Origin of the sequence: Bradyrhizobium sp. B120, from assembly GCF_049075665.1 — a bacterium.
In the GTDB taxonomy this organism is placed as follows: domain Bacteria; phylum Pseudomonadota; class Alphaproteobacteria; order Rhizobiales; family Xanthobacteraceae; genus Bradyrhizobium.
Window position 1 is genome coordinate 6,877,890 of record NZ_CP185242.1, and the last position, 25,511, is coordinate 6,903,400.

Annotated in this window: 19 protein-coding genes; 8 read left to right on the top strand and 11 right to left on the bottom strand. The window is 62.9% G+C overall.

Annotated elements, in window-relative coordinates; all coding sequences use genetic code 11:
- Window positions 1-3 precede the first annotated feature (3 nt).
- The 5 genes from leuC to ACOIX3_RS31975 all read right to left on the bottom strand — a co-directional run bounded on the left by leuC (window position 4) and on the right by ACOIX3_RS31975 (window position 6,386).
- Window positions 4-1,407 carry a 3-isopropylmalate dehydratase large subunit gene (gene leuC, locus ACOIX3_RS31955; protein WP_420965958.1) on the bottom strand — a complete coding sequence of 468 codons (1,404 nt, stop codon included), beginning with the start codon at window positions 1,405-1,407 and terminating at the stop codon, window positions 4-6.
- Entirely contained in the window at window positions 1,404-2,285 is an 882-nt protein-coding gene (locus tag ACOIX3_RS31960) for an isocitrate lyase/PEP mutase family protein (RefSeq protein WP_420965961.1), read from the bottom strand. The genes leuC and ACOIX3_RS31960 overlap by 4 nt, the downstream gene beginning before the upstream one ends.
- Window positions 2,282-3,508, bottom strand: a complete 1,227-nt coding sequence (locus ACOIX3_RS31965; RefSeq protein WP_420965963.1) for a 2-methylaconitate cis-trans isomerase PrpF family protein — start codon at window positions 3,506-3,508, stop codon at window positions 2,282-2,284. Before ACOIX3_RS31965 ends, ACOIX3_RS31960 begins: the two co-directional genes overlap by 4 nt.
- Before the next feature lie 10 nt (window positions 3,509-3,518).
- Window positions 3,519-4,862 carry an MFS transporter gene (locus tag ACOIX3_RS31970; RefSeq protein WP_420965965.1) on the bottom strand — a complete coding sequence of 448 codons (1,344 nt, stop codon included), beginning with the start codon at window positions 4,860-4,862 and terminating at the stop codon, window positions 3,519-3,521.
- Between the two features lie 99 nt (window positions 4,863-4,961).
- Window positions 4,962-6,386, bottom strand: a complete 1,425-nt coding sequence (locus tag ACOIX3_RS31975; RefSeq protein ID WP_420965967.1) for an MmgE/PrpD family protein — start codon at window positions 6,384-6,386, stop codon at window positions 4,962-4,964.
- An 85-nt stretch (window positions 6,387-6,471) separates the two neighbouring features.
- On the opposite strand from ACOIX3_RS31975, the gene ACOIX3_RS31980 reads away from it, so the two are divergent.
- Both ACOIX3_RS31980 and ACOIX3_RS31985 read left to right on the top strand, forming a co-directional pair.
- The gene (locus ACOIX3_RS31980; protein ID WP_420965969.1) at window positions 6,472-7,389 is read left to right on the top strand and encodes a LysR family transcriptional regulator; all 918 of its coding nucleotides are present in this window, start codon (window positions 6,472-6,474) and stop codon (window positions 7,387-7,389) included.
- Between the two features lie 136 nt (window positions 7,390-7,525).
- Window positions 7,526-8,704, top strand: a complete 1,179-nt coding sequence (locus ACOIX3_RS31985; RefSeq protein WP_420965971.1) for a 2-methylaconitate cis-trans isomerase PrpF family protein — start codon at window positions 7,526-7,528, stop codon at window positions 8,702-8,704.
- A 113-nt stretch (window positions 8,705-8,817) separates the two neighbouring features.
- On the opposite strand, the gene ACOIX3_RS31990 is transcribed toward ACOIX3_RS31985, so the two are convergent.
- Window positions 8,818-9,747, bottom strand: a complete 930-nt coding sequence (locus ACOIX3_RS31990) for a LysR family transcriptional regulator (protein WP_420965973.1) — start codon at window positions 9,745-9,747, stop codon at window positions 8,818-8,820.
- 101 nt (window positions 9,748-9,848) lie between these two features.
- On the opposite strand from ACOIX3_RS31990, the gene ACOIX3_RS31995 reads away from it, so the two are divergent.
- The 6 genes from ACOIX3_RS31995 (at window position 9,849) to ACOIX3_RS32020 (ending at window position 15,823) form a co-directional block, all read left to right on the top strand.
- Window positions 9,849-10,874 (top strand): ABC transporter substrate-binding protein, encoded by a 1,026-nt coding sequence (locus ACOIX3_RS31995; RefSeq protein WP_420965975.1) that lies wholly within the window; start codon window positions 9,849-9,851, stop codon window positions 10,872-10,874.
- Window positions 10,875-10,910: 36 nt separating this feature from the next.
- On the top strand, window positions 10,911-12,356 hold the full coding sequence (locus ACOIX3_RS32000) for an MmgE/PrpD family protein (RefSeq protein WP_420965977.1): 1,446 nt from the start codon (window positions 10,911-10,913) through the stop codon (window positions 12,354-12,356).
- Window positions 12,353-13,030 (top strand): ABC transporter ATP-binding protein, encoded by a 678-nt coding sequence (locus ACOIX3_RS32005; RefSeq protein ID WP_420965979.1) that lies wholly within the window; start codon window positions 12,353-12,355, stop codon window positions 13,028-13,030. Before ACOIX3_RS32000 ends, ACOIX3_RS32005 begins: the two co-directional genes overlap by 4 nt.
- Window position 13,031: 1 nt before the next feature.
- The gene (locus ACOIX3_RS32010) at window positions 13,032-13,904 is read left to right on the top strand and encodes an ABC transporter permease (protein ID WP_420965982.1); all 873 of its coding nucleotides are present in this window, start codon (window positions 13,032-13,034) and stop codon (window positions 13,902-13,904) included.
- A gap of 16 nt (window positions 13,905-13,920) precedes the next feature.
- Complete coding sequence (locus ACOIX3_RS32015) at window positions 13,921-14,784, top strand: isocitrate lyase/PEP mutase family protein (protein WP_420965984.1); 864 nt, start codon at window positions 13,921-13,923, stop codon at window positions 14,782-14,784.
- Between the two features lie 292 nt (window positions 14,785-15,076).
- A complete protein-coding gene (locus ACOIX3_RS32020) occupies window positions 15,077-15,823 on the top strand; it encodes a hypothetical protein (RefSeq protein WP_420965986.1) in 747 nt (248 codons plus the stop codon).
- Between the two features lie 112 nt (window positions 15,824-15,935).
- On the opposite strand, the gene ACOIX3_RS32025 is transcribed toward ACOIX3_RS32020, so the two are convergent.
- The 5 genes from ACOIX3_RS32025 to ACOIX3_RS32045 all read right to left on the bottom strand — a co-directional run bounded on the left by ACOIX3_RS32025 (window position 15,936) and on the right by ACOIX3_RS32045 (window position 24,184).
- Entirely contained in the window at window positions 15,936-16,187 is a 252-nt protein-coding gene (locus ACOIX3_RS32025; protein WP_420965987.1) for a helix-turn-helix domain-containing protein, read from the bottom strand.
- A gap of 958 nt (window positions 16,188-17,145) precedes the next feature.
- Entirely contained in the window at window positions 17,146-18,516 is a 1,371-nt protein-coding gene (locus ACOIX3_RS32030; protein ID WP_420965988.1) for a serine hydrolase domain-containing protein, read from the bottom strand.
- A gap of 867 nt (window positions 18,517-19,383) precedes the next feature.
- A complete protein-coding gene (locus tag ACOIX3_RS32035) occupies window positions 19,384-19,695 on the bottom strand; it encodes a DUF736 domain-containing protein (RefSeq protein WP_420965989.1) in 312 nt (103 codons plus the stop codon).
- A gap of 715 nt (window positions 19,696-20,410) precedes the next feature.
- A complete protein-coding gene (locus tag ACOIX3_RS32040) occupies window positions 20,411-22,402 on the bottom strand; it encodes a ParB/RepB/Spo0J family partition protein (protein WP_420965990.1) in 1,992 nt (663 codons plus the stop codon).
- 537 nt (window positions 22,403-22,939) lie between these two features.
- A complete protein-coding gene (locus tag ACOIX3_RS32045) occupies window positions 22,940-24,184 on the bottom strand; it encodes an IS110 family transposase (RefSeq protein ID WP_420965991.1) in 1,245 nt (414 codons plus the stop codon).
- Window positions 24,185-25,511 lie beyond the last annotated feature (1,327 nt).

Here is a 25,511-nt window from a genome sequence, read left to right on the forward strand (position 1 = left end):
CGCTCAGAGCCTCCGGACGTCGGTGATCATTCCCGTCACCGCGGCGGCCACCGCCATGGCGGGGCTCGCGAGATGGGTTCGTGCGCCCGGTCCCTGCCGGCCGACGAAGTTGCGGTTCGAGGTCGAGACGCAGCGCGCGCCCGCGGGCACCTGCTCGCCGTTCGCCGCGACGCACATGCTGCAACCGGGCTCGCGCCATTGAAAGCCGGCAGTCTTGAAGATGGCATCGAGGCCCTCGGCCTCCGCCTCCCGCTTCACCTTCTCCGAGCCCGGCACGATCCAGGCATGGAGCCCCGCAGCGACATGCCGGTCGCGCGCAAGCTTGGCGGCCTCGCGCAAATCGGACAGCCGCGAATTGGTGCAGGAGCCGATGAACACCCAGTCGACCTTGGTGCCCGCGATCGGCCGTCCCGGCGTCAGCGCCATATAGTCCAGCGCCTCCTGCCACGCCTTGCGAGTAACGACATTGGGCGCGGTGGCCGGATCGGGGATCGCCTGATCGATCGCGATCGCATGTTCCGGGCTGGTCCCCCACGTCACGGTCGGCGCGATGTTATCGGCGCGGACGATCTCATCGCGATCGTAGCTTGCGTCGGCGTCAGCGTGAAGCAAGCGCCAATGCATCAACGCATCGTCGAACGCCTTACCCTTGGGCGCGAAACGACGCCCTTCGACATAGCGGAACGTGGTCTCATCGGGGGCGACGAAGCCGATCTTGGCGCCGAGCTCGATCGACAGATTGCACAGGGTCATCCGTCCCTCGACGTCCATCGCCCTGATCGCTTCACCGGCATATTCGACGGCATATCCGGTGCCGGCCGACGCGCCGAGCTTGCCGATCAGATGCAGGATAAGATCCTTGGATGTCACGCCTTTGCCGGGCCTGCCTTCGAACCGAACGCGGAGTGACTTGGGCTTGCGCTGACGCAGCGTCTGCGTGGCCAGTGCGTGCGTCAGCTCGGACGAACCGACGCCGAAGGCCAGCGCACCCAGCCCGCCATTGGTGCAGGTGTGGCTGTCGCCGCAGATCAGCGAGACGCCCGGCAGCGTGATGCCGAGCTCGGGCGCCATCACATGCACGATGCCCTGCCCCATGTCGCCGAGCTCGAAATAGCGGATACCGGCCTTCTGCGAGAGATCGCGCAATCCCGCCCAGAGTCTTGCTCCGGGCTCAAATGTCTCACCGGTTCGCCCCGGCCGGGTCGAGACGACGTGATCCGGTGTTGCGAAGGCAAGCTCGGGGTTTGCGACGGTCAGCCCCTTCTGCGCCAGCGCCGCGAGGCCCGCAGTGCCCGAGAGGTCATGCAGCAGATGGCGGTCGATGTGCAGCAGCGACCAGCCATCGCCGAGATCGGCGACCACATGCAGGTCCCATAATTTGTCGAGCAGCGTCTTCGCCATGGTCATTCCGCCGCCCGTGGCGCAGCCGCATCGCGGAACCTGGTCGAAAGCGCGATCCATTCGTCGGAGCCGAGCCGGCGGAACCGCTCGCTGACCGGCATGACGCCCGCCGAGCTCGGCGGCGCGTTGGTCTCCTTGACGCCACGCAGCACGGAAATGCAGGCCTCGGTCGACGCGACCAGCAGCAGGCTCGGCAGGATCGCGAGCGCGTAGCCGATCGATTGCGCCGTTGAGAAATCGATATCCGGCGTCTTGCCGCCGCGCACCACATTGAGCAGGCACGGCCCTTTCACCAGCTTCGGCACGGCCTGCAGCTCGTCCATGGTCTGCACCGCCTCGACGAAGGCCATGTCGGCACCGGCCGCGACCGCCGCATTGGCGCGCGCAATCGCCTCGTCAAAACCAACGACCGCGCGGGCATCGGTCCGCGCGATAATGACGAAATCCTGATCGCGCCGCGCCGCGACGGCCGCACGGATCTTGGCAACGAATTCGTCGGCCGAGATGATCTCCTTGCCGTCGAGATGGCCGCAGCGCTTCGGCGCGACCTGGTCCTCGATATGAATGCCGGCAACGCCGCGGGCCTCATATTCGCGTACCGTGCGCGTGACATTCAGCTCGTTGCCATATCCGGTATCGGCATCGGCGATCACGGGTATATTGACCGAGCGCGCCAGGGTTGCCGCATTCGCCACCATCTCGGTCATCGTGACCAGGCCGAAATCGGGATAGCCGAGCGTCGCCGCGGTGCCGGCCCCGGTCATGTAGACCGCCGGGAATCCGGCGCCCTCGACCAGCTTTGCCGTCATGCCGTCATAGGCGCCGGGTGCAAGAATGATTTTGCCGGAACGCATCAGATTCCGAAACGCCGTGGTCTGTTTCACGTGGCTCTCCCAATTCTAACTTTGCCGGCGCTGCCGGCGGCTATGTCTGTGAAAGTCGAAGTCGGTACGTAGACCGTGCCATCCATGATGTGGCGCGCGGTGCGGCCGAAGCCGAGCTCATCGAATGCGACACCGCCGACCGTATTCGCAGCGCGCGCCTTGACGCGAACCTGCATGATGCCGAGCGGGTGGCCGATCCGCAGCGTATCGCGACCGTCCGGCGGCGCACCGAGCGCCTGATTGACCAGCGAACCGGGAATTCGTGACGCCGCCGCCGTGCACATCGATCCGGTCCCCGCCATGCTCTCGTGGCATTTGTTGAAGAACACCAGCCGCGCCCGCAGATCCATGTCGGAGGCAAGCACATGCTCGCGCCGCATATTGGCGTAATCCGCTGGCGGCGCGACCAGCACCAGCAACGGTCCTCCCGTCGCTTCGGCTGATGGTTCGCTGCCGCCCCGCGAAAACCCCATCCGCTCCGCCGATTTGCGGCGGATATCCTCCAGCCGGGTGAGCAGCGGGCGGTTGCCATTGATCGCATCGGGAAGCTCGCTGCCCGTGAGGCCGACATCGCTGGCGCGAAAGAACGCGCAGGGATTGCCGACGTCACACAGCGTCACCTCGATGCGATCGCCGCCTTCGAGCTCCAGCGTGTCGACGGCATTCTCGGTCGGCAGCATCCGCCCGGTGCGGGCGCCGAGCGTGAGATGATAGTCCATGAAGATCTCGGCGCCGGTCCCGGGCACCCCGTCGATGGCGAAATCGCCGGTCACCTTTGCCCGTCCGCCCTGGACCGGGACACGCGCGATCAGAACCTTGTCGGTGTTGGTGTTGTAGATGCGGACGACGGTGACGGGCGAGACGACCTCGACAAGGCCTGCGTTGATCGCGAATGGCCCGACGCCGGCGGAGATGTTGCCGCAATTGCCGCTCCAATGGATCGCATCCTGCTCGACCTCGAGCTGGCCGAAGGTGAAATCGACGTCGGCATCGCCTCGCGACGAGCGCTTGATGATCGCGATCTTTGACGTGATCAGCCGCGAGCCGCCGAGACCGTCGATCTGCACCACGTCGGGTGTCCCCATGACCCGCTTCAGCACCCGGTCGCGCAGCGCACCACGCGGCGGCAGATCGGCCTCGTGGAAATAGACGCCCTTGCTGGTCCCGCCGCGCAGGATGGTGCAGGGAATGCCGGTCTGCTCGGGCAACACGCGTTGGTTCATCCGTTCCTCCTCAGGATTTGTTCGGCACGACGGCCAGCGCTCGCTCGGGCACGAGCTCCGGAGTCTGCGAGGCTGCCTGTTCGAGCGACACCTGTTTGGTTTCCGGCCCGAACAGCTGCACCGCGATCGCCTCGATCACCAGCAGCGCTGCGAGCATCGACACGATCGCGGCAAGCCCGCCATTGGCGTAGAGGTAGACCACCAGGAACTGCACGGCCGACGTCGCCAGCCGTCCGGCGGCGCCGCAGAGCCCGGTGCCACGCAGCCGGTAGCGCGTCTCGAACAGCTCCGGCACATAGACCGTGTACGCGATCGTGTTGGTCACTCCGAGCGCTACCGCGAGCACGAAGCTGGTTGCGATGAATGCGTCGCCCTGGGTAAAGATCAGGGCGATCCCGAGCAGGGACGAGAGCAGCGCGAACAGCGTGATGCTCGGCTTGCGACCGACCCAATCCGTGAGCACGACGCCGGCGCCCGCTCCGACGACCTTGCCGACCGTCATCACCATGACGATCTGCAGCGACGATCCCAGGGTCATGCCCTGCTGCACGAAGATGGTCGGCAACCACTGCAGGAAGCCGTACAGCGTGAAGCCGACCGTGATGTTGATCAGGATGCCGATCAGCGTTCGGCGCAGCACGGGGCGCGAAAACAGGACGGCCGACGAAATCGGTTCCTGCGGCCGCACCGGCGCGGGCGGTGCGGCTTCCGGCAGCGGACCGCTTGCCGCAACGCGCGCCTCGATCTCGGACAGGACCTGGTCCGCCTCTTCGATGCGGCCGACGCTTTCCAGCCAGCGCGGTGATTCCGGCATCGACCGCCGCGCCAGCCAGATCAGCAGCGCCGCGATGCCCGGAATCGCGAACATGTAGCGCCAGCCCACGGCCGGGATCACGTAATAGGCAATGACAAGCGACACGAAGGAGGCGAAGTTGGCGATCATCGCCATCAGGGCCACCCAGCGACCGCGGTTCTTCGCAGGCAGGAATTCCGCCAGCGTCGCATAGCCGACGACGACCTCGGCGCCGAGGCCGAGCCCCATCACGAAGCGCAGACCGATCAGCACGGTCATGTTGGGTGCGAAGGCCGCGGCGAGCGATGCAATGCCGAAGATCGCGAAGTTGAGCTGGTAGCAGAAGCGCCGGCCATAGCGGTCGCCGAGCACGCCCGCGAACCATGAGCCGATCAACAATCCAAGGAAGGTCACCGACAGGAAGGTCGCATTGACCGACATGGTCGACCATCCCTCCTGCACCAGTGCCGCCAGGATGCTGCCGCCGGAATAGAGCTCGAACAGATCGACGAACATGCCGGCGGTCACCAGCGCCACCAGCCGGTAGTGCCAGCGGCTCATCGGCAACCGATCCAGCCGATTTCCGGCATTCGCGCTCATTGCGCCCGACGCAGGCGGCATGCTCCCTCCTCCAATGTGTTGTGTGGTGGTCGGCGCGATCTAGCTCTGCGGCGCCGCGGCGGCCCTGCGCAGGTCTTTGACGAGTCCGGACATCGCGGTCGCCGGGCCCATCGTCCTGACGGCCTGCTCGATGGCCGCAGCCTTCGCGCTGCCGTAGACCGGCTCGGCCAGCGAGAGGAATTTTGCCGTGAGGCCGTTCCAGTCCAGCGGCCGCTCGGGTTCGCCGAGCGGAGTGTCGATGGTCCGCGACAGCATGATCCCGTCGATCTCGACGGTGAATGACGATCCGATCTTCTTCATCGCAGGATCGACATGGGTCGTGATGCGCTGCGCCAGCGCGACGATGTCAGGCGCACCCAGCCGCTGATAGCTCGACCATTCGAGCTTGCCGTCGAGCCAGGCGGCGGCGGTCTGGAAATAGACGCTGAACTGCGCGTCGACATTGTTGCGCGGATCTAGCTTGGCGGGTGAGCGCTCGCCGACGATCTTCATTGCCACCGGCGACAGGCCGATGCGGATCCTGGCGCGCGTCAGGTCCGCCGCTGCGACCTGCTGCCGTAGCTCGATCGCGGCATCGATGGCCGAATGGGTGAAGCGACAGGATGGATACGGCTTGATCGCTGTGCGCAGCAGCGTCCACTGGGTGCCCAGACCATCCGTGAGGATGCCCGGCTGCGGCGCGCCGGTGAAGCTCGTCAGCACGCCATAACGCCCCTCGATCGCCGCGGCGGCGCCGATCACACCGGCCTCCGCCATCGTGACACAGAGAAACGCATCATGTGCGGCGAAGCCTGGGTGCAGCCGCTTGTTCCACGAGCCGTTCTCGAGATACTGCATCGAACCCGAGGCCTTGCTCAGCGCCAGTCCGAACGCGTTGCCGATGATGGCGGGGTCGAGCCCACGCAGTTTCGACACGGCTGCGACGGCTCCGAAGATTCCGGCGATCGCCGTGATGTGGAAGCCGCGGTCATAGCCGGCGATGGTAATCGCGCCGCCGACCCGGCAATAAACTTCATAACCGACGGCCAGCGCCTCGAAGAACGCGGTGCCCGTCGCGTCAACGCGCTCGGCCTCGACCAGCGCCGCCGAGATCACGGGTGCGCCGGGATGGCCCTGATTGGTGTCGTCGAAATCCAGCGTATGCGCATAGGCGCCGTTGAGCAGCGCCGCGTATTGCCAGGAATAGCCGCGCCCCTCGCCGATCACGGTGCCGGGTCCATCGGCTGCATCGAGCCGCGCGATCGCGGCGCGGATCGCCGGGCTGCTTTCGCCGTGCAGGGAGGCAAACGCCGAGTTGCCGACGTAATCGAGGAAGCAGCCGCGAAGCACGCGCACCGCCGGCTCCGGGAGGCCGGCAAACGATGTCCGCGCGACGAAGCGCGTCAGCGCATCGGTGGCGCCGACGCGATCGATCGCGGCATCGTTCTGCAGGTTTTGCGGCACGGGTTGAATAAGGCCTTGCATGCTTCGCTCCCGGAAGAAATCGTTTGACTCACACAACACCCGGAGCTTTCTTTCAACAATCCGGAAAGATCGGATCAATTGATAGATGAAACTGATCAATATCGAAGCCGCCGATTTGCAAAGCGTCCTGGCGATCGCCGAACTCGGCAGCTTTCGCGCCGCCGCGCTGGCGCTCGGCTGTTCGCAGCCGGCGATCACGGCGCGGATCCAGCGCGTCGAGGCGATCCTCGGGTTGAAGCTGTTTCACCGCACCACGAGGCGGGTGACGATCACCGAAGCCGGGCAACGGCTGAAGCTGCGGGCGGAACGCACGGTCGCAGACCTCGCCTCCATCGTGCAGGAGTTCAACGACGAGGCGCAGCTCAAGCGCGGCCGGGTGGTGCTCGGTGCCACCTCGACCGTCGCCGCCGGCCTGATTCCCACGGCGGTCAAGCAGTTCAAGGAAGAATGGCCCGGCGTCGAGGTGATCGTGATCGACGACTTCTTCGGCCGCGAGCTCGGCCGGCTCGCCAGCGGCGAAATCGATTTCGCGGTGATCCCGTTCGATCCGGAGGAGCGGCAGTTCAATTTCCAGAAACTCCTCGACGACGCCTTCATGGTGATGGTGCCGAGCGGCCATCCGCTGAGCGCGCAGCGCTCGGTCGAGCTGCGGGATTTGGTGAAATACCCGATCATCAGCTTTCCACCGAACTCGACCGCCTGGGGCAATCTCGCGCGGGTCTTTGCGGACGCCGGTTTGCCCTATGAGCCGATCCTGCTGACGCGCAACATCTTGACCAAGACGGCGATGGTGCGCGCAGGACTTGGCATCTCGTTCATCGCCGGCCTGGTCACGCCGCAGCTCAACCTCGACGGACTCAAGCTGCTGCAACTCAGGGGTCGCAAGGCAACCCGGGAGATCGGCATCGCAACGCTGCGCGGCAAGCCGTTGCAGCCCGCGGCGCAGGCCTTCGTCAAGCTGCTGCGCGCGCGTGTCGCCCGGACCGCGCGCGCTTCGCGGTAGCCGCTCGCGGCCAGCGGATTATTGTTCCGGCGGCGTGAATAATCGATCAGCCGATTGCTATTGTTGGTGGACCCGCGCGCCCGCATCATGTCCTACCGACGCGGCACCTCCGCGTGAGCGGAACAGGACCAATCCCATGACAGAACCCGATCAGGTCGCCATTCGCTGCACCATCCTGCGCGGCGGCACCAGCAAGGGTGTCTATCTGCTCGAGCACGACATTCCGCCGCCCGGCGCGGCCCGCGATCGCCTGCTCAAGCGAATCATGGGAACACCCGATATTCTCCAGATCGACGGGCTCGGCGGCTCGCGCCTGATCACCTCGAAGATGGCGATCATCAAGCGCTCGGCGCGGCCCGATGCCGACATCGATTACACCTACGCCCAGGTGGTGCTCGACCGCGACCTCGTGATGTACAGCTCCAACTGCGGCAACATCTCCGCCGGCGTCGGGCCGTTCGCGATCGATTCCGGTCTTGTCGAGATCACCGAGCCGGTGACGCGGGTGCGGATCCACAACACCAACACCGGCAAGATCCTGGTCGCGCATGTGCCGGTCGCCGGCGGCCGCGCCAAGGTCGCCGGCGATTTCGCGATCGACGGCGTGCCCGGCACTGGCGCCGAAATCCGGATGGATTATGCGGGAACGATCGGCGCTAAGACCGGCAAGATGCTGCCGACCGGCCGGGCGGTCGACAGCATCACGCTGGAAACCGGCGCGCGGCTCGAGGTGACGATCTGCGACGTCGCCAATCCGGCGGTGTTCGTCGAGGCGCACGCCATCGGCCTCGATGGCAGCGAGCTGCCGGAGCGCTTCGCCTCCGATCCTGATCTGATCGATCGGCTCAGGGAGATCCGCGGCAAGGCAGCCGAGACCATCGGCTTCTGCAGCGACTGGCGCGAGGTCGACCAGCAGTCGCCGGCACTGCCGCTGATGATGATCGTTGCCCCGCCCGCGCCCTACACCAACATGCGAGGGCAGCCGGTCGATGCGGCGACGACCGATCTGCGCAGCCGCATGGTCTGGTACAACCGCTGCCACGAGAGCATGGCCGGCACGGGATCGATGTGTACCGCGGCGGCGTCGCGGATCCTCGGCTCGATCGTCCATCGCACCATCGGCGATCTGGCCGCGCAGTCCGATCGTTTGCGGATCGGACATCCGCTCGGGGTCATGACGGTCAATGTGTCGGCGAGGCCGGCCAACCTTCCCGGCGGGGTCGCCTTCGAGGCGCTCGGATTCAGCCGCACGGCACGCCGCATCATGGACGGCCTGGTCTATGTGCCGCGGGACGTTCTCGCGGACAGCCCATGACAAAGCTGCGCGCATTTCGCAAAGACGCAGCAGTAGAATGGCCTCCGATCGGCATATCGAAGGCCATATGAGCTCGCAGTGACTTGCTACGAGTGAAGCTAAGACATTACACGCTAGACGCCGTGCTCCTGCATGTGGCTTCCGAACGTTACTGCCGAAGTCGAGCCACTGGGTATTCTGTCGATGAAACCCGTGACCACCGACGAACCCTCGTTGCTGCGGTGAGCAACGCCAAGGTCGGCACAGAGACGAGGTGAACTCAAGTGCACATAGCTTACGGCGTCGGACCGGCTGGTCATCATGCACTCGGGCACGATGGTGATGCCGAGCGACGCGGCAACGAAATTGATCGTCGAGGATATCTGAGGCGCACGCTGGGCAATCAGCGGACTAAAACCGGCTCTCTCGCAGGCCGTCAGGATCATGTCTGAAAGACCGAGGCGCGTCGCGCGTGGATAGAGGATGAACTCTTCGCCCTTCAGCTCGATCAGCCGGAGCGATCTTCGTCCCGCAAGGCGATGACGCTTGAGAACGGCAACTACCATTCGCTCGCTGTGGAGCGGCCGGAATATGAGATCGTTCCCTCGTGTCACCGGCGGCCGGACGAAGGCCACATCGATGCGTCCCTGTCGCAGCAGCTCCGCCAATTGCGCGGTACGGGCCTCCTCGAATGACAATTCCACGTTCGGAAAGTCGTGCCGATAGCGCTGGAGGGACGACGTCACCAGCGTGCTGAAGGAAGCGGACTCCGTAAATCCGATCCCGAGCCGTCCGACCATGCCCTTGGCGCTTGACTGGCTTCGCGCCACCGCGCGGCCGACTCCGTCAAGGATACGCTGCGCATCCTCGAAGAATACGCGGCCGGCATCCGTCAATTCGACGCGGCCGGGCAGGCGATGAAACAGCTTCAGTCCCAACTCGGCTTCCAGCGCCTTGATCTGCTGGGTCAGCGGCGGTTGCGCGATGCCAAGGCGCTGTGCCGCGCGCGTGAAGTGCAACTCCTCCGCGGTGGCGACGAAATAACGAAGATGGCGCAGCTCCATCGGCGATATCCAAAACGTATCGGACCCCGCCCTTTAATATATTGGACATAGGAGGGGCCGCAAGCTTTAACCGAACCAACCACAAGAATCCGGGAGGACCCATGAAGATCGCGCTGCGTGCACTGACCGCCTCGCTCGCTCTGAGCATCACCATGGCGTTAACGACAATAAGCCACGCGGCAGCGGCGGAGGCGGGTGAAATCCGCGTGTCGCGAGGCTACAGCGTCCTCTATCTGCCGCAGATGGTGATGCAGAGGAATGCGCTGATCGAAAAGCACGCCCGCGCGCTCGGGCTCGGCGACGTCAAAGTCACGTGGCGGGTCCTCGACGGCGGGAACGTGATCAATGATGCCTTGCTGTCGGGCACCTTAGATGTGGCGGCCGTCGGCACGCCCGGCTTTCTGATCCTTTGGTCGAAGGCGCTCGGCAATCCCTCGGCCGAGATTGCCGGCCTCAGCGGCATCAGTTCGACGCCGATGTATCTGAACACGATCAATCCGAAGATCAAAACGCTGACCGACTTCGGTTCCGGAGACAGGATCGCGGTCGCCGGCGTGAGGAGTTCGCTACCGGCCGGAATCCTGCAAATGATGGTCGCTCACGAATTGGGTCCCGCCAATTATGCACAGCTGGATAAATTCACCGTCGCGGTCCCCTATCCCGATGCGACGGCGGCGATGCTGAGCGGCAAGACGGAAATCAATGCCCATGTCGCCTCACCCCCGTTCTCGTTAATGGAGCTCGACAATCCCAATATCCGGCGCATCGCAAACTCGGCCGACATCCTAGGCGACATGACACTGGTGATGTCGGCTTCGCCGAAACGCTTCCACGACTCCAATCCGACGCTGTGCAAGGCCTATGTCGAGGCGCTGGATGAAGCCAATCACCTGATCGCCACTGATCCGCAGTCGGCCGCCGACCTCTACAATGAGGCCTCCGCCACCAGGGTGCCGAAGGAAATGATGCTTCGTATCCTCTCGGACAAGGACACCCATTTTTCGATCGCTCCTTCAGGCATCGCCCGCTGGGCTTCCTTCATGAAGAGCATCGGCCTGATCCGCCAGGACGTCACCGATTGGAAGCAATTCTTCTATCCGGAAAGCCATGCTTTGGCCGGAAGCTGAACCGGTCCGGAACGCATCCTCAAAGAAAAGATCCTCATGAGCAGCTCACAGCCCTCCCTTCTGCCTCACGCCACGCGCGAACTCGCGAGCTTCGCCGCCATAACCGGATTCGCCGACATCCCAACCGAGGTGATCGAACGCATCAAGCTTAGCTTGATCGACGGGCTCGGCGTGTGCCTGCATGGCGCGACCCTGCCCTGGACGCAAAAGGTCTGCGAGTTGGCGCGAGAGGAAGGGGGCAATCCGCTCGCCTCGATCTGGGGAAGCGGGCATCGTACCTCGACGACGAATGCGGTGCTGGTCAACAGTACCGCCGGCCACGCCTTCGAGATGGATGACATCCACAAGGAATCCATCCTTCATCCCAATTCGCTGGCCGTGCCGATCGCACTGGCGTTGGCCGAAGCCGATCCCACTGTCACCGGACGGGATATCGCCACGGCCCTGGCGGTCGGCTACGAGGTCGGCCTGCGCGTCGGCAATACCGCGACGATGTCGCTGTTTCTGAACGGTTTCCATCCGCAGGGCACGTCGGGGACTTTCGTCGCGGCGGCGACCGCCGGAAAAATGCTGCGGCTCAATGCCGAGCAGATGCAGAACGCGCTCGGCATTGCCGGATCGATGGCTGCCGGCCTGATGGCGTCGCAGGAAGGCGCCATGGTGAAGCGCCTCCATACCGGCCGCGCGGCGCAAGGCGGTCTTCTCGCTGCGCTCCTCGCCAAACGGAGTTTTACAGGGATATCCGACGTCGTAGAAGCCGGCTATGGCGGATTCCTGAGCTCGTTCTCACGCACGCCAAATCCTTCGCGCTTGCTGGAAGGAATTGGAGAGGACTGGGAAGCCGGCAAGGTCGGCTTCAAGATGTATCCCAACGTGACCAGCATCCACGCTGCGCTCGATGCGATGCGGTCGATCCTTACCGAGGAGAAGCTTGAGGCGGCGGATATTGCGGAGGTACATGTCGGTTGCGGCCACATGACTTTCGTGCACACGGCCTGGCCGTACCGGCCCGCCGGTGTCACGGCCGCCCAGATGAACATGTATTACGGCCTCAGCGTCATGGCGCACAAGAAAGACGTGACCGCGGCAGATTACGGCGAGGCCGATATCGCGAGCCCGCAGCTCCTGGACTTCATGTCGAAGATCAAGATCGAGGAGGATGCAGAGCTCGAGGCGAGCGGCCCGTCTCTCCGCCATGCCGCGCGCGTCCGCGTGCGGACCATCGACGGGCGTTCATTCGCACGCGAAATCCTGCACCGGCGCGGCAGTCCGGAGAATCCGGTCAAGTGGGGTGATATCGAACGCAAGTTCAACGCCAACATTGCCGGGCTTCTGGCGCCGAACCTTGGAAGGATCCTGCTCGATTCCTGCGGGACCCTCGAGAAGCTTGCGAACGTCACAGCCATCAACGACATCCTTGCAGCCACCTTTCCGGTGACGACGGCGCCAGTGTCGAAGCAACCAGCTGAAGCGCGTCGATGACACCGGCGCTCGCCAGCCCGTCAGCCCTGCTCGGCTGCGGCAAGTCGACCCTTTTGAAAGCCATCGGCGGATATCTGCATCCCGCCGAGGGCAGCATCCGATTGGCCGGACGAGAGATCGCCAAGCCCGGCCCGGACCGGATGATGGTTTTCCAGGAATTCGACCAACTATTTCCCTGGCTGACAGTGACGCAGAATGTCGCTTTTGCGCTAACAAATGGCGTCGGCATGTCGCGGGAGCTTGCGATCAAGAAGGCGCGCGATTTCGTCGGCCGAGTGGGCCTGTCACAATTTGCCGATGCCTTCCCTCACGCGCTGTCCGGCGGCATGAAGGCGCGTGTCGCCATCGCCCGGGGCATGGCAGTCGAACCGGAAATTCTGCTGATGGATGAGCCGTTCGCCGCGCTCGACGCGCTGACGCGCGCGCAGATGCAGGACGATCTCTTGCTGCTATGCCGGCAAACGAAAACGACGATCATCTTCGTCACGCATTCGATCAGCGAAGCCATCAAGCTTGGCAATCGAATCCTGCTGCTTTCGCCGCATCCGGGCCGCGTCAAGGCCGAGCTTGGTGGTGACGGCAAGGATGATATCGATCCGTCAAGCGGATTGAAGAAGTCGGAGAAAATCCACCGTCTGCTGTTCTCCGAAGACCGAAGAGCGGAGGTCGACTAGCATGGAGACGAACGCGACGACGATGCCGGAGCGGCGTGACGTCATACGTGAAGTTCCCGACGTCACCGTCGTTTCCGAACGAAGCCTTTCGGTCTGGGAGCGACTCTACAATATCGATGGAACGCGGCGCGGCGCGGTCATCCTGATGCTGGCGCTAGCGTGGGAATTGTACGGACGCTGGCTCAACAATCCCCTGCTCTTTCCAACCCTCGCCCAGACGCTGGAAGCACTCTGGTCCGGTCTTTCGACCGGTGAGTTGACCCGTCATGTCCTTGCTTCGCTGCAGACACTGCTGATCGGTTACATCGCGGGAGTAGCACTTGCGGCCATGCTTGCCGTCGCAGCGATCACCTCGCGCTTCGGCACCGACCTGCTGACCACGCTGACGTCCATGTTCAACCCATTGCCGGCAATCGCCCTATTTCCACTTGCGCTAATTTGGTTCGGTCTTGGCGTATCGAGCATCGTGTTCGTGCTGATTCACTCGGTGTTATGGGCCGTTGCGCTCAATACCAACGCCGGCTTTCGCGGCGTATCCAGGACGCTGCGCATGGTCGGACGGAATTGCGGGCTTTCCGGGCTCTCCCTTATCGGCAAGGTCATCCTACCGGCGGCTTTGCCGAGCGTGCTGTCCGGATTGAAGATCGGCTGGGCGTTTGCCTGGCGCACCCTGATCGCGGCGGAGATGGTGTTCGGCGTTGCCTCCGGCGATGGTGGGCTTGGCTGGTATATCTTGCAGAGCAAGAACTCGCTGGAGACACCGAGCGTCTTCGCGGGTCTGCTTGCGGTTATCATCGTCGGCCTCCTCGTCGAACTGATCCTCTTTCGCGCGATCGAGCGGAGCACCATTGATCGCTGGGGAATGCAGCATTGAAGACGGAGCATTAAGGATGCGCAACACGACACGACTGAAGCAGATGATGGCAAAGCGGGAGGGGCTTACGGTCCCCGGCGTCGCCAATGCCCTGTTTGCGAGAGTCGCCGAAGACCTCGGATTTCCTGCGATCTATGCGACCGGCGCCGGAATTGCCAACATGCATCTGGGCGCGCCCGACATCGGGCTAACGACCTTGACGGAAGTCGCGGCCGCAGTTGCGGCGATGGCAGATACGGTCTCGGTCCCGGTAATCGTCGATGCCGACACCGGCTTCGGCAATCCGGTCAACATGGTTCGCACCGTCCGTGTGCTCGAACGCGCCGGAGCCGCGGGGCTTCAAATCGAAGACCAGGTCTTTCCGAAGCGATGCGGGCATTTTGCCGGAAAGGATGTCATTCCTCTGGACCAGATGGTCCAGAAGATAAAGGCCGCGGTGGATAGCCGCGGCGATCGGGACCTGCAGATCATCGCCAGAACGGACGCCCGCGCGGTCGAGGGTCTCGATCGCGCGATCGAAAGAGCGCTGCGCTTTGCGGAAGCCGGCGCCGATGTGACGTTCGTGGAGGCGCCACTATCCCTCGCCGAACTCGAGCGGATCGCCCGCGAAGTGCCCGTTCCGCAGGTTGCGAATATCGTCCACGGTGGACGAACACCGGATCCCGGACGGGCCGCTTTTGCGCAAATGGGTTTTGGCATCGTCCTATATGCAAATGCCGCCTTGCAGGCGGCATTGCGCGCTTCAAGCCAGATCCTCTCGATCTTGAAGCAAGACGGCAGCCTGGAGAACGGATCTGGCTTGTTGGCAACGTTCGAGGAGCGCCAACGATCGGTCGCCAAGGATGCATGGGACAAGCTCGAACGAAGATATCGCGATTGATCCGTGAACTCGACCGGCAGAACGCTTCAGTCTAGCGTGTGCCCAGAAATGGCTTGGGCACAACAAGCACACACACCGCGCCTGTCGCGGTGATTGTCAAAAATGCGGAACGAAGAAACCTCGACGGCACATGCGGGTTTGTGGTGCGCTCGGAGCGCGTTCGCATTTACTGCGACTTCAAAGACTTGCAAGACCGAGATGCACAGCAAAGTGCATTTCGGGACCACCCTGTTCTTCAGCGTGGCCAAGTGTCCAAAATCATCAAAGAGAGCCCCGTTGAGCCCAAATCTGCGTGAAAGAGGACGTTCTGCTGCAACTGGCCCTTGCCAAACAATATGCCCACCACGCCCGATTTGCCGGCACACCGCGCCAAGCCGTGAGCGATGGCTACTCGGCGGTGGACGCGATACTCTCAGCCCTCTTGGTTCACAGCGGTCAGGAGCCACCGCGAAACCATAAGCTGAAGCTGGAAACGGCTCAGAAGGGCTTCCCAACAGCGTTTGCGGCGGAGGTCATCCACTCCGACCACGGGTCGAGCTATTCGCCTGGCGCCGATTGGGCGAGCCTTGAAGAGTTTTATAAGCAGTGGCTGGCCTCGCGTTACGAAGAGTTCGATATGGACCCTGGCGTCGCCTCCAGCAGGGTCCGTGAGGCCAATGCTGCCGTCAGCGCGGGTATCCGGTTTCTTGCGAAAGCAGAGAGGATAGATGCTGACGCCCTTGATGAGGCCGCTTCGGTGCGCGCGTTCGGCTATCAATACTCTGAGACGTCGAATGCCGTGGGCGACGTCCACGATCTACTATTTGACCAAGCCGAGCGTTACGGGGAAGAGCACGGGTCGCGCCTACGGACGACGTTGAGCAACCGCTTCACGATGCGTGGATTGCCCTGCACGTGCGCCGCGTGTGCTAGCAGCGGAGCCATGCGATCGGCCATATCAAGCGCGCGGCGCAGGTCTGCATCATCCTTCTCGCCGACACTCTCCAATGCGTCATCGATTGCGAACGGCTGGTCGTGTATCCAAGATCGCCTAAAGTAATGATAACAAAGGGATTGCTGTCGAAATTGATAGTTAGTAGTCGGGAAGACAGCCGCCCGAATCCTGGTCGCTCTGGATCGGTCCGTGCGGCGAGGTGGATTTATAGCCACGCTCAGGGACCTCTTCTCCGAGATGAGGACGCAAGTAGTAGCTTGTCAGGTGTCACGTTCAAAGCTCTTGCGATTTTCGCCAGGACTACGATTGTCACGTTTCTTTGGCGGCGTTCGACCTGGCTAATATAGGTCCGATCCACCCCCGCCTCATGGGCTAATTCTTCTTGCGACAGCCCAGCCGTCTTTCTGAGCGACCTGACGTTGTCAGCCACGACTCCGATTATTCCTTGATCGTCCTTCCCGACGGGCATCGGCCCAAAGAACGTCGGAGACGACTATCGATCCACGGACTTTGAGTCCCATTTTTTAGCCGCAAATGTTGACTATCGTCTACATTATTGCTTGATCTAGCTGCTCTTCGAGGATCAATGGCCACCTGCAAGATCGCTTTCCACAATAACGACTTGGCTCCCGAAGCCTGCGCACGATGACTGACATAGCGGAAGCGTTTTGGGAGGTTGGCGAATTGGGACCTTTGGGTCCCATGTCGTACCGCGCCGGCTATCGCCTCCGGACGGCTATTATCTGCAATGTGGAGTTACCTGCAGCGATCGTGGAGACCGCCATCTTAGCCAAGTCAACGCTTGCGATGACGATCACTCCCGACGGACACGTTAGATCGAGCATAGATGGAAGTGCGGGCTCCACGTCGAGAGCAGAACCGATCGACCAGCTCATCGCCCAGTTGCTTTCAGTCGAAAATCTGCACCTCGAGGAGATCTCGGCGACAGATTTGGCTTTGCTGTTGGAGCGGCTTGAGCGGTCGGTAGAACTTGTCCTACAGTTTATGAAACATGGGTCGAATTAGACCCCCTAGTGTCTGCGAAACGCGTTGCGGTCAGAATTGCTGTTGTGGGATTCGCCGCCGCGCTGGTTGGAACGCGAGACGGTGACAGCTTACGCGACCGGATCCAATCTGACCGGATGAGGGAATCCGCCGCCGCGCAGAACTGGCCATTGCCCACGCCGATTGGGTCATCTGGCCTCATTTGCATCAAATGCCGCGGCGGCGTCCGCACGTTCGCCAAAGAAGTTGACGCGGTATGGTGACCTCAATGTTCTTTGGGGCATCGATCCTGTGCCTGCTGCGACCAGCAAGCACGCCCAAGTGCAATTCTTCGAGGCGCGCGGCCGCGCTCCGCGGGACTTACGAGCGATCAGGGTCGCAAACGCCGACTAAGCTAGGGGCTCGCGACGACAGAACGCCACCTAAGTTGCCTGCGAGCTCGGTTGGTACCGATGCTCTACCTCGGACTTAATCGCGTCTTCAGTCACCAAGTGCTTGCTGCCGATACTAACTCCCTCGATGTTGCCTGCAGGCCCGCGAACGAGGCGGCAATCGCCGAAGGCCTGCGCCGACGCAACGATCGCCTCGTCGATCCCGGACGGGCGTAGTTCGGTCGCATCCAAGAATGGGGATAGTTGGCCCGACGCCGCAACTAGCACCTTGTCTTTGCCGGGCAACAAATCCAACGGACCCCACAGGGTCCACCAGCGGCCACGCCAGTGAGCCGTCTCAGGTCCCGGGGCACCGAGACCGTGGATGGTCGTTAATACGTGGATCACGCTCTCGAACCACACGTTCGCGAGACCGTCTATGGCATTGGTGAGGATGCTGATGGCAATATCTTGTTCCGGCAGAACCACGGTGCGCGTCAGCGTTCCCTGAAACCCACCGGCATGACCGACCCAACTCCACGGTCCCGGCGGACCGGAAATCGTGCCCAGACCGTAGTAGCGCTCGAGTTGTGAGTGGGCATCCCGCCAATGGCGTCGGGTCATCTCGCGGCGGCTTGCTGCAGTCAAAATGCTCGATTGGGCGCCGGGAGAAAGCTGGCCGAAAAACCGTGCGAGGTCGCCGGCAGTTGCCGTAAAACCTGTCGCCGAGGCCATATCGTTCGTCAAATTATCCCCGGGGATCACAAAGCGCCGGCCATAGGGTTGGCGCGTCGAGTGGCCACGGGCGAATGGGCTACAGACGGTCGGATCGAAGTCAGGCGTCGTCTCTTTGAGGCCGGCTGGGGCAACGACCTGATCATGGATCCACGGGCCATACGGCTCACCCGTTACCTTCTCGATGACTTTGCCCAGCAGCGCGAAACCGTGATTGGAGTATTTGAACGTGACGCCCGGTGCGAGCGGCTGTGGCGCGGACAGATCCGCGCGAAACTCCGCCTCGCTCAGGAAAGGCCGGCGGTCCGAGAACTGGCCGCTGTCAGGCCCGTCGCGGGTCAGGCCGGCGACATGCGAAAGCAGTTGCGAAATGGTGACGTCAGAGACCTCCGGCGTCAGATTTGCCAGATACTCACCCAACCGGTCGTCAAGGCGGATCTTATTGCGCTCGCGCAACAACATAATCCCCGCCGCCGTGAACGTCTTCGAATGCGAGGCGACGCGAAAGCGATGACGAGAGGTGAGTGGCTCGCGGGTTGCAAGATCGGCCATGCCGCTCGCGTGTTCAAGCAATACCTGACCTTTGTGAGCGATCGCCAGCGAGACACCTGGCTGATCGAATAGTTCCCGCTGATAGTCAATCCATGTGGGGATATAATCGAGCGCAGAAGAGAGCCAGTCTGACATGGGATGCTTGAAACCTATCGGAGGTGAAACCTGCGGGCCGTTCAGGGACACATTGCAGGCTGGATCGAACCCACGGTCAAGCCTCAATTCAAACCCGAGTCTTATCGTCCTATTTCGCTAGTCCTTTCGAAGTGCGCACTTACCTCCGAGAAGCTTCGATGGATGCAAAATAGTAGCGCCGATCGAAGCGGTTCTGAGAACAGTTGACGTGCCTTGGAAGCGACCGTCGCTCGGCCGCCTCCATCGACATGAAGGCTCATTCCGAAAATTTTCGCATGCGCCGTTGTCGGCGAGATTCCGGAATCTTCCATACAACAGACCCGGACGCAGCACGTTGACGGCTTTCACGCGGAGACTGAGTCACTTGAATACGTTGTGGCGACATCGCGCCCAGCACTATCTCCAACTCTTGGATGTGCAGACAACCACTTAGCCGCCTTTCGGCGACAGTGCTTTTATCTTGCCCTACACCCTACCCCGCTCCGTCCTCATGCCTGGTTGGCTTGGCTTTGCTCAAGCTGCCAAGTCGACCCGTCGCGTGTTTGATCGAAGCGGCCCGAAGCAGTGCCCTTTCGCTCAACAAACGGACGCCAATTCGAGCTCAGAGAGCACGCGCGGCGACGTCATTCCCCTTCGCGACACTGGCGCACTGTCACGCCCCGGGATCGAAAATCGGACCTCGATCCGACGCGAAATCCCGTTCGCCGAGCCCAAAACGCCGCCCCAAAATCCGTCCGATCGATCGCATTTTGACCCGCCGCGAAGCCCGTTCTCCGAACGCAAAATGCCTTTCCGCGCTCTCCCAAAGCGGGGCAAGAAACGAAAAAGCCCCGCCTCCGAAGAGGCGGGGCCGATGGTTCCGGCCAGTCAGTCGCCGCTGCGGCGCGACCAGATCAGGCTGAATCCCTCCTCGCCTTCGACCTTCACCAGCGAGGCGTAGATCGGGGCCGGGAAGCTCGGATCGTCGAGCTTGAGCGAGAGATATTCGCGATCGCTGTCGCGGACGGTCTTCTTCCAGGCCGCGCCGAACTCGGTCGTACCTACGAAGATGCGGTAGTCGGGAGCCTTGTCGTTGTCCTTCTCGGATGCAACGAGCTTGGCCTTGATGTTGAGCGTCAGCGTCTTGATCGAGCCGGTGTAGCCGGTGTCGGAGGCGGTGAAGATGCCGATGGTCGCCATGATAATCTCCGTCTGTTTTGCTCGGGCCGCGTCCATCGCAGCCTCGATGGCGATCCCTGGCCCGGGGAGCGATCGGCCCGCAGCCGCAAGGCCCGCAGCGCCAGCGGAGGACGGCGAGAGCCTGCTTTTTTTGCCTTGCGCGAGGAATGCCGCCGCTTGGAGGCAGGGGAAAAAAGCAGGCGTGAGCTGTTGCGGGAAGGCGATCGAGGCCCTTGCCGTCCTCCGGGCTTGATCAGCCCAATCGTGACTGCGTTGGAAGCGCGCCCACAACGGAGCTGACGGGATGACCATGGTGACCGCCCCTGCACCGCATCAGACACCAGCTGGATCGGTCGAAAATTGAAGCGACATCCGCGCATCAATCGCAGCGAGGACCCAGCCGGATCAACACAAGGCCCCCGGCCATCTGTTCGCACGGGAACCGATCGTACCGCCAGAATTGTCCGCCCGAATGCGTTTGCGGTACGCGCCGTCAAGCCACGATCCGCGCTTCCCGGCCCCGATCTATGCCTCTCTGGTGAAGGTCGAAGGAGCCGCGATACGGCCTCCCTGGCCGCCGCAATCGGCGTTGATCGGACGGATCGTGTCCCCGATCGGAGGGAGCTCTTGCGTGGGAAATCGCCGCTTTGCATCCATGAAATAGGCCGCGCACCTGATGGTGCGCGGCCGAAATTTTGACCCCGCCGGGGCCGCCCGCGCGGCCCCGGCGCAGGCTTCACTCCGCCGCTTGCGAATGCGGTTCGCTGCCTTCCGCCTCGCTTCGCACGTCGGTTGCCCCCTGTGGCACGACCGTCCGCAGCAGCGACGGCAGCCAGTCAGTTGCGGCCAACAGCTGCTCTGCGGCCTGCGCCATGTCGGCCTTCTTCATGTCCGACAGGCGCTCCGCCGCCTCCCCGCCGACGGCTTCGCGGACGGCCGCCAGAATGCCAGCCTTGGTGATGCGGCCGAGATAACTGCGCACCGTCGGACGCCAGTAAGCGGTCATGTCGAGGGCCACCGCGTCGGCCAAGCGCCTAGCCGCGGCCAGCGCCCGCGGCCTCCGGTCAAATGGCAATTTGACCGTATTGACCGTCAGGGAGACGCAATGCGCGAACAGCGCCATGCGGCTATCGTGGTCGAGTTCGGCCACGAATTCCCACAGTCCGGCGACGTCCTTGGGCATCTGCCGCGCCCAATTGGCATGGCGATCCGACCACATCTTGCCTGCCGGTGTGTCCTCGATCCCGTCCGCGTGCGCGGCCAGATCGGTCTTCACCGGCTGGATGCCGACCACATGCGCGGCCGCCCCGACATAGAAGATTTGGGCGGCGAGCGCGTGGGTAAGCGCCACGACGGCAACGTCGGGCTGCTCACTCAGATTGAGGCGCAGCCCCAAGGTTCGGTGCGCGGTCAGGTCGCGAATGAGCGCGTCGGAGAGCGTCTGGTCCTCGTCCTCCTCGTCGTCCTCACCGTCCGGCGCGTCGTCCTCGCCTCCCCGGTCCTTCTCATCCGGCCCCTCGGCGTCGCCGTCCGGGCCGGTTTCAGCCTCGGATTTCTCATCACCGGGACGGATAAAGCCGCGCTCGATCCGGACCGCGCCATCGTGATTGAGGACCACGAACGCGCCGCCGCGCGCGACGTCGGCGGGATCGTAGGCCTGCCGCTTTGCCTCCAGCCGCTCGATTTCGGCCTCCAATCCGCCGAACCGCGTGTCCACCTCGTCAGGCAGTTCCTCGGCCGCCTGATGCTGCTCGGTCAGCCGGTCGAACTCGGTCTGCACTGCCTGAAGGGCGACCTGATCCTCCGCCGAAAGCTCGACCGGATGCGGGTAGACGCGCCGCATGCCGTGGGCATGCGGGAAGTCGAGATGAGCTTCGGTCCACCGCCATCCCTCGGCCGCCCGCAAGGCATCCGCCTCGCGATTGAGCCTTGCCGTCACCAGCAAATCGAGCAGTGAGACGTCTTCCAGATAGCCGCCACGATCCTCGGTGAAGAGGTCGCGCAGGATCGTGCCGCCCGCTTCCGTGTAGGCCTCGAGCCCAACATAACGCGCGCGGCGATCCGTGGCGGCGACATGGGTTTCGGTGAGCAGACGGCGGATGGTCGAGGCATCCGGGTCAAAGGGCAGGCGCTCACAGAGGGCTTCCTGCCGGGCATGATCATCCGTGATAGCAAACGCCATCAGCTGCTCAAGCGTCAGATCGCCATCACGATAGAGCTGCACCAATTTGGGCGAAACCGCTCCCAATCGGAGCCGCTGCCGCACCACATGCGCCGTGACGCCGAAGCGCGCCGCGATCTCCTCCGCGCCGAGCCCGCGCTCGTCCGCGAGCTTCCTGAAGGCCTCGAACTGATCAGCCGGATGCATGTTTTCCCGGGTGACGTTCTCGTCCAGGCTGATTTCGTGGGGATCGTTCGCGGTATCGACGATGCAGCGGATCGGCTCGCTCCTCCTGATCTCCTTGCGCTGCACCCGCAGCAGCTGGGCCAGCCGCCTGCCCTCACCGATGGTCACGCAGAAGAACCCCGTCGCCGCCCCTTCGCCATCGACCTCCGGTTCAACGACCAGATTCTGCAAGATACCCTTGGCCGCGATGCTCGCCGCCAAGGCCTCGATCGCCGCATCGCTGTGCGGCGTCTTGCGCGCGTTCTTCGGCGACTTCTTGAGCTTGTGGAGCGGAATGCGAACCTCCGTTCCATCAGGTATTCCAATTGATTTAGCCGACATGATCGATCTCCTTTGCTTCCATGGGTGCAAGGCGCACTCCGCGCCTGCGCCCCTGCCCGTCGGCGAGACCGGGGGTAGCAAGCGCCAGGGCGACCCGGGCGGAGGGGACTCCCCACCTTTTGCAAGAGCCTTTTTCTCGCAAGTTCGGCCAAACATTTGCAGCTTCCCGTTCTAAACCTTTTGGGCAGGGTGAAGAGCGCAACATCGCGCTCGAAGCCCTGCCTCGCGGCGAGCAGCGGGTGTGCAAACGGAGCGAGTGCGTTCGCGGGGAACCGGCTGCAGGGAGCGTGCTATTTGTCGCCCATAACGTCACTGAGAAGCGACCGAAGCTGGGCGGAAGGCACTCCGAAGTGCGCTGAGGGCGGAGCCCTAAGTCTTCGCCGCGGGAGCGCAGCGACGCGCAAAACAACGCCGGCCCGGCGACAACACTCATAAGTGCCATCGCTCGCTGATGTGAAGAACGACTGGTTACATCCGGGCCTGTCGTCGTCGCGACGCTACGCAATTTGGAAGCTTCGCGTCTCGCCGACGGCAGGATCAGGCCGCCGCGGACTGCGGCGGCCGGCCGTTGTCGAAGAGTTCGCCGGTCCTGAGCATGGCACAAGCAACGCCAATCAACCTGCTGCCGATAGATCGGAGCGCGCGGGCATGGGAATGTCCACGCTTGCGTAAGGCGGCATATCGATTGCGTGTTTGGAAGTCATGCAGCACGGCAACGCGTGCCCAATGATAGACAGCAGTCCTCAGACGGTGCGGACAAGACTGCCTCATGACCACGACAATTTGCTTACCGCTGCGTCTCGTGACGGGCACGACGCCCGATGGTCCCCGAAGCGCCTGAGCGTCTCGGCGAACGATCGCATCGTGTCCTTCGGACAGAAGTGCCGCGAGGACGATCGTTCCGATTCCAGGCATCGACCGCAAGATCTCGGGATCGGCGTGAGGCGCGATGCCGGTCGCTGATGGAAGTTCGGCCACCGCCGAACAGAGGCGCTCGAGTTCCTTCATGGCAAGCTTCATCTGCTGCATAACCAGCCGCAGACGGCCTAGAATGAGCTCGCAATGCGCCACGCAGGCTTCCGTGACACCGGATGCAACGGATATCGGTGTGCTGCGGAGATGATTGAGCAAGGTGTCCGCAGTCCACCTCTTTACTTTACTCTCCTTAAGACGCCTTGCGATCGTCGACGTCCTCACGGCCTGTGCCCTTGTCGGTGTGGGGATCAGATCCCAAAGATCCAAAATCCACTGCTGCGACCAGTCTTCCGCGAGCTCGAGCATTTGCGGAAAATAGCGCCAGAGCTGATGACGAAAGCGGTTGGCCAGGCGATTGCGTTCGGCGGACAAGTCCTCCGTCATGCGCGACCACTCACGTAGCTGAATGATCGTCGGATGCACTGGCTCCAGGAATCGATAGAAACGCCTATCGGTCCGCAGAGCATCAGCGAGCACGAACGCGTCGAGCCGATCATCCTTGGCGCCTGCCATGGTGAAGCGATCTCGAAATCGATCAAGCTGCTTTGGATTTAGCGCATGAACCAGGAAACCTGAATCCATCAGGCTCTCGACGACTGGCCCGTGCGGGACTTCGATGCCAATCGCGATCCGGCCTGGTTCGGCCCCGGTCGTACGCAGAATCCAGTCAGCCAGTTCAGCCAACCCGTCACCGCTATGTTGGAATGAGCGATGGCCGAGCTTAGCTCCTTGGGCATCCAAAGCGTATGCGTAGTGCGTCGCCGATGCCCAATCGACGCCGACGTATGCAGCTATGTCTTCCATCATTCCCCTTCCTTTCTGCGTGGTCGGGCAGCTGCGATCCTCGCCGGCCCTGTTCTGGCGCTCAAAGGCGCAACTCCCCACGGGGCGTCGACCGCAGCTAATCCGCCGGGGCACTCGTCCCCTCTAGGCGCTCACGGCGCAGGATCGCCAGGTGGCTCCCGACGAATCAGCCCGTAGGCCGACGATAGCCCCGTGAGGAGCATCCTGATTGGAACAGGGATCGCCCGCCCGATGAGGGCCGCTTCGCGAGAAGCGGGTCTGCACAAGCGTGCGCCTATGTGGTCCCAACTCGTCAGTGTGAAAAAGCGCGGAAGACCGGGGAGACCGCTCGGGTCGGCGCCGGCGCAGCCGGCGCTTTACCCTGGCGCGCGCGAGGGGCAGCGCCCATTAGCCCTCAACAACGAGAACGCTGAGCAACTCGGAAGAATTGAAATCAAGCCAAGAGTGATAAAATCAAAAAGGCAGCCGACGAGAGGGCAGTGATAGCGACGCGGGCATGCAATGACCGCGGGCACCGAGGCGACTGCAGTCGCGAGACCGGTTAACAAGGTACCCGAACGCGGGACAGCGATAGCGACGCCGGCATGCAATGACGGTGGGGCCCGCGGGCGAGTGCCTCCGGCGAGCGACACATTATATATTGCGATGTATTGCACGCTTGATTCTCACATGTTCGCGCGAGGGATCGCAGCCGGATGGCGTGCGCCGTTGAGGCGTGGAGAAGAAGGGAGTGTTCGAAAGAATGGAGCCTGCTGGTTATGGCTCTTACTTGCCCGGCTTACCGGTGTCGGAAGCGACTGAGACTCCGAAAGGAGAACGGGACCAGAGCATGCCGGGAAACGTCTTGAAATCGGGCGCCGCAGCCCGGTGGAGAGCACAAAGTAAGGTGTGCATGGTGAAAGCTGTATTGCCTGAATCCCAGTTTCCAGTCGCCAAAGGGCTGGCAGTAGCGAACGCGGCTGACACGCTACGCCACGCGGGGCAGATCGCACCGGCCAGTGCGAACTGCCACCAGTCCGCGTGGGACGACCACCATCCGTGGGTCAAGGAGACGAATGGGACACCTAAACACACCGCAACTCCCCGCACACGCAACTACGGGATCGCCTGCAACAGGTTCTTTCGAGGACCTGTATGGCGACGGAGCCGTCATAGTACCCAAATGCCCGGCGTAACGGCCGGGACAGCCGCCGCGAGGCGGACGATCATGCGTATAAGGCCGGGCGACCGGACCGAAAGCGCCTCCGATCGGGGGAAGGACGATGCCGCGAATAACGGCATGTGCAGTATGCGTAGAAGAGATTCTTCGACGGAGAGGTTCTGCTGATGC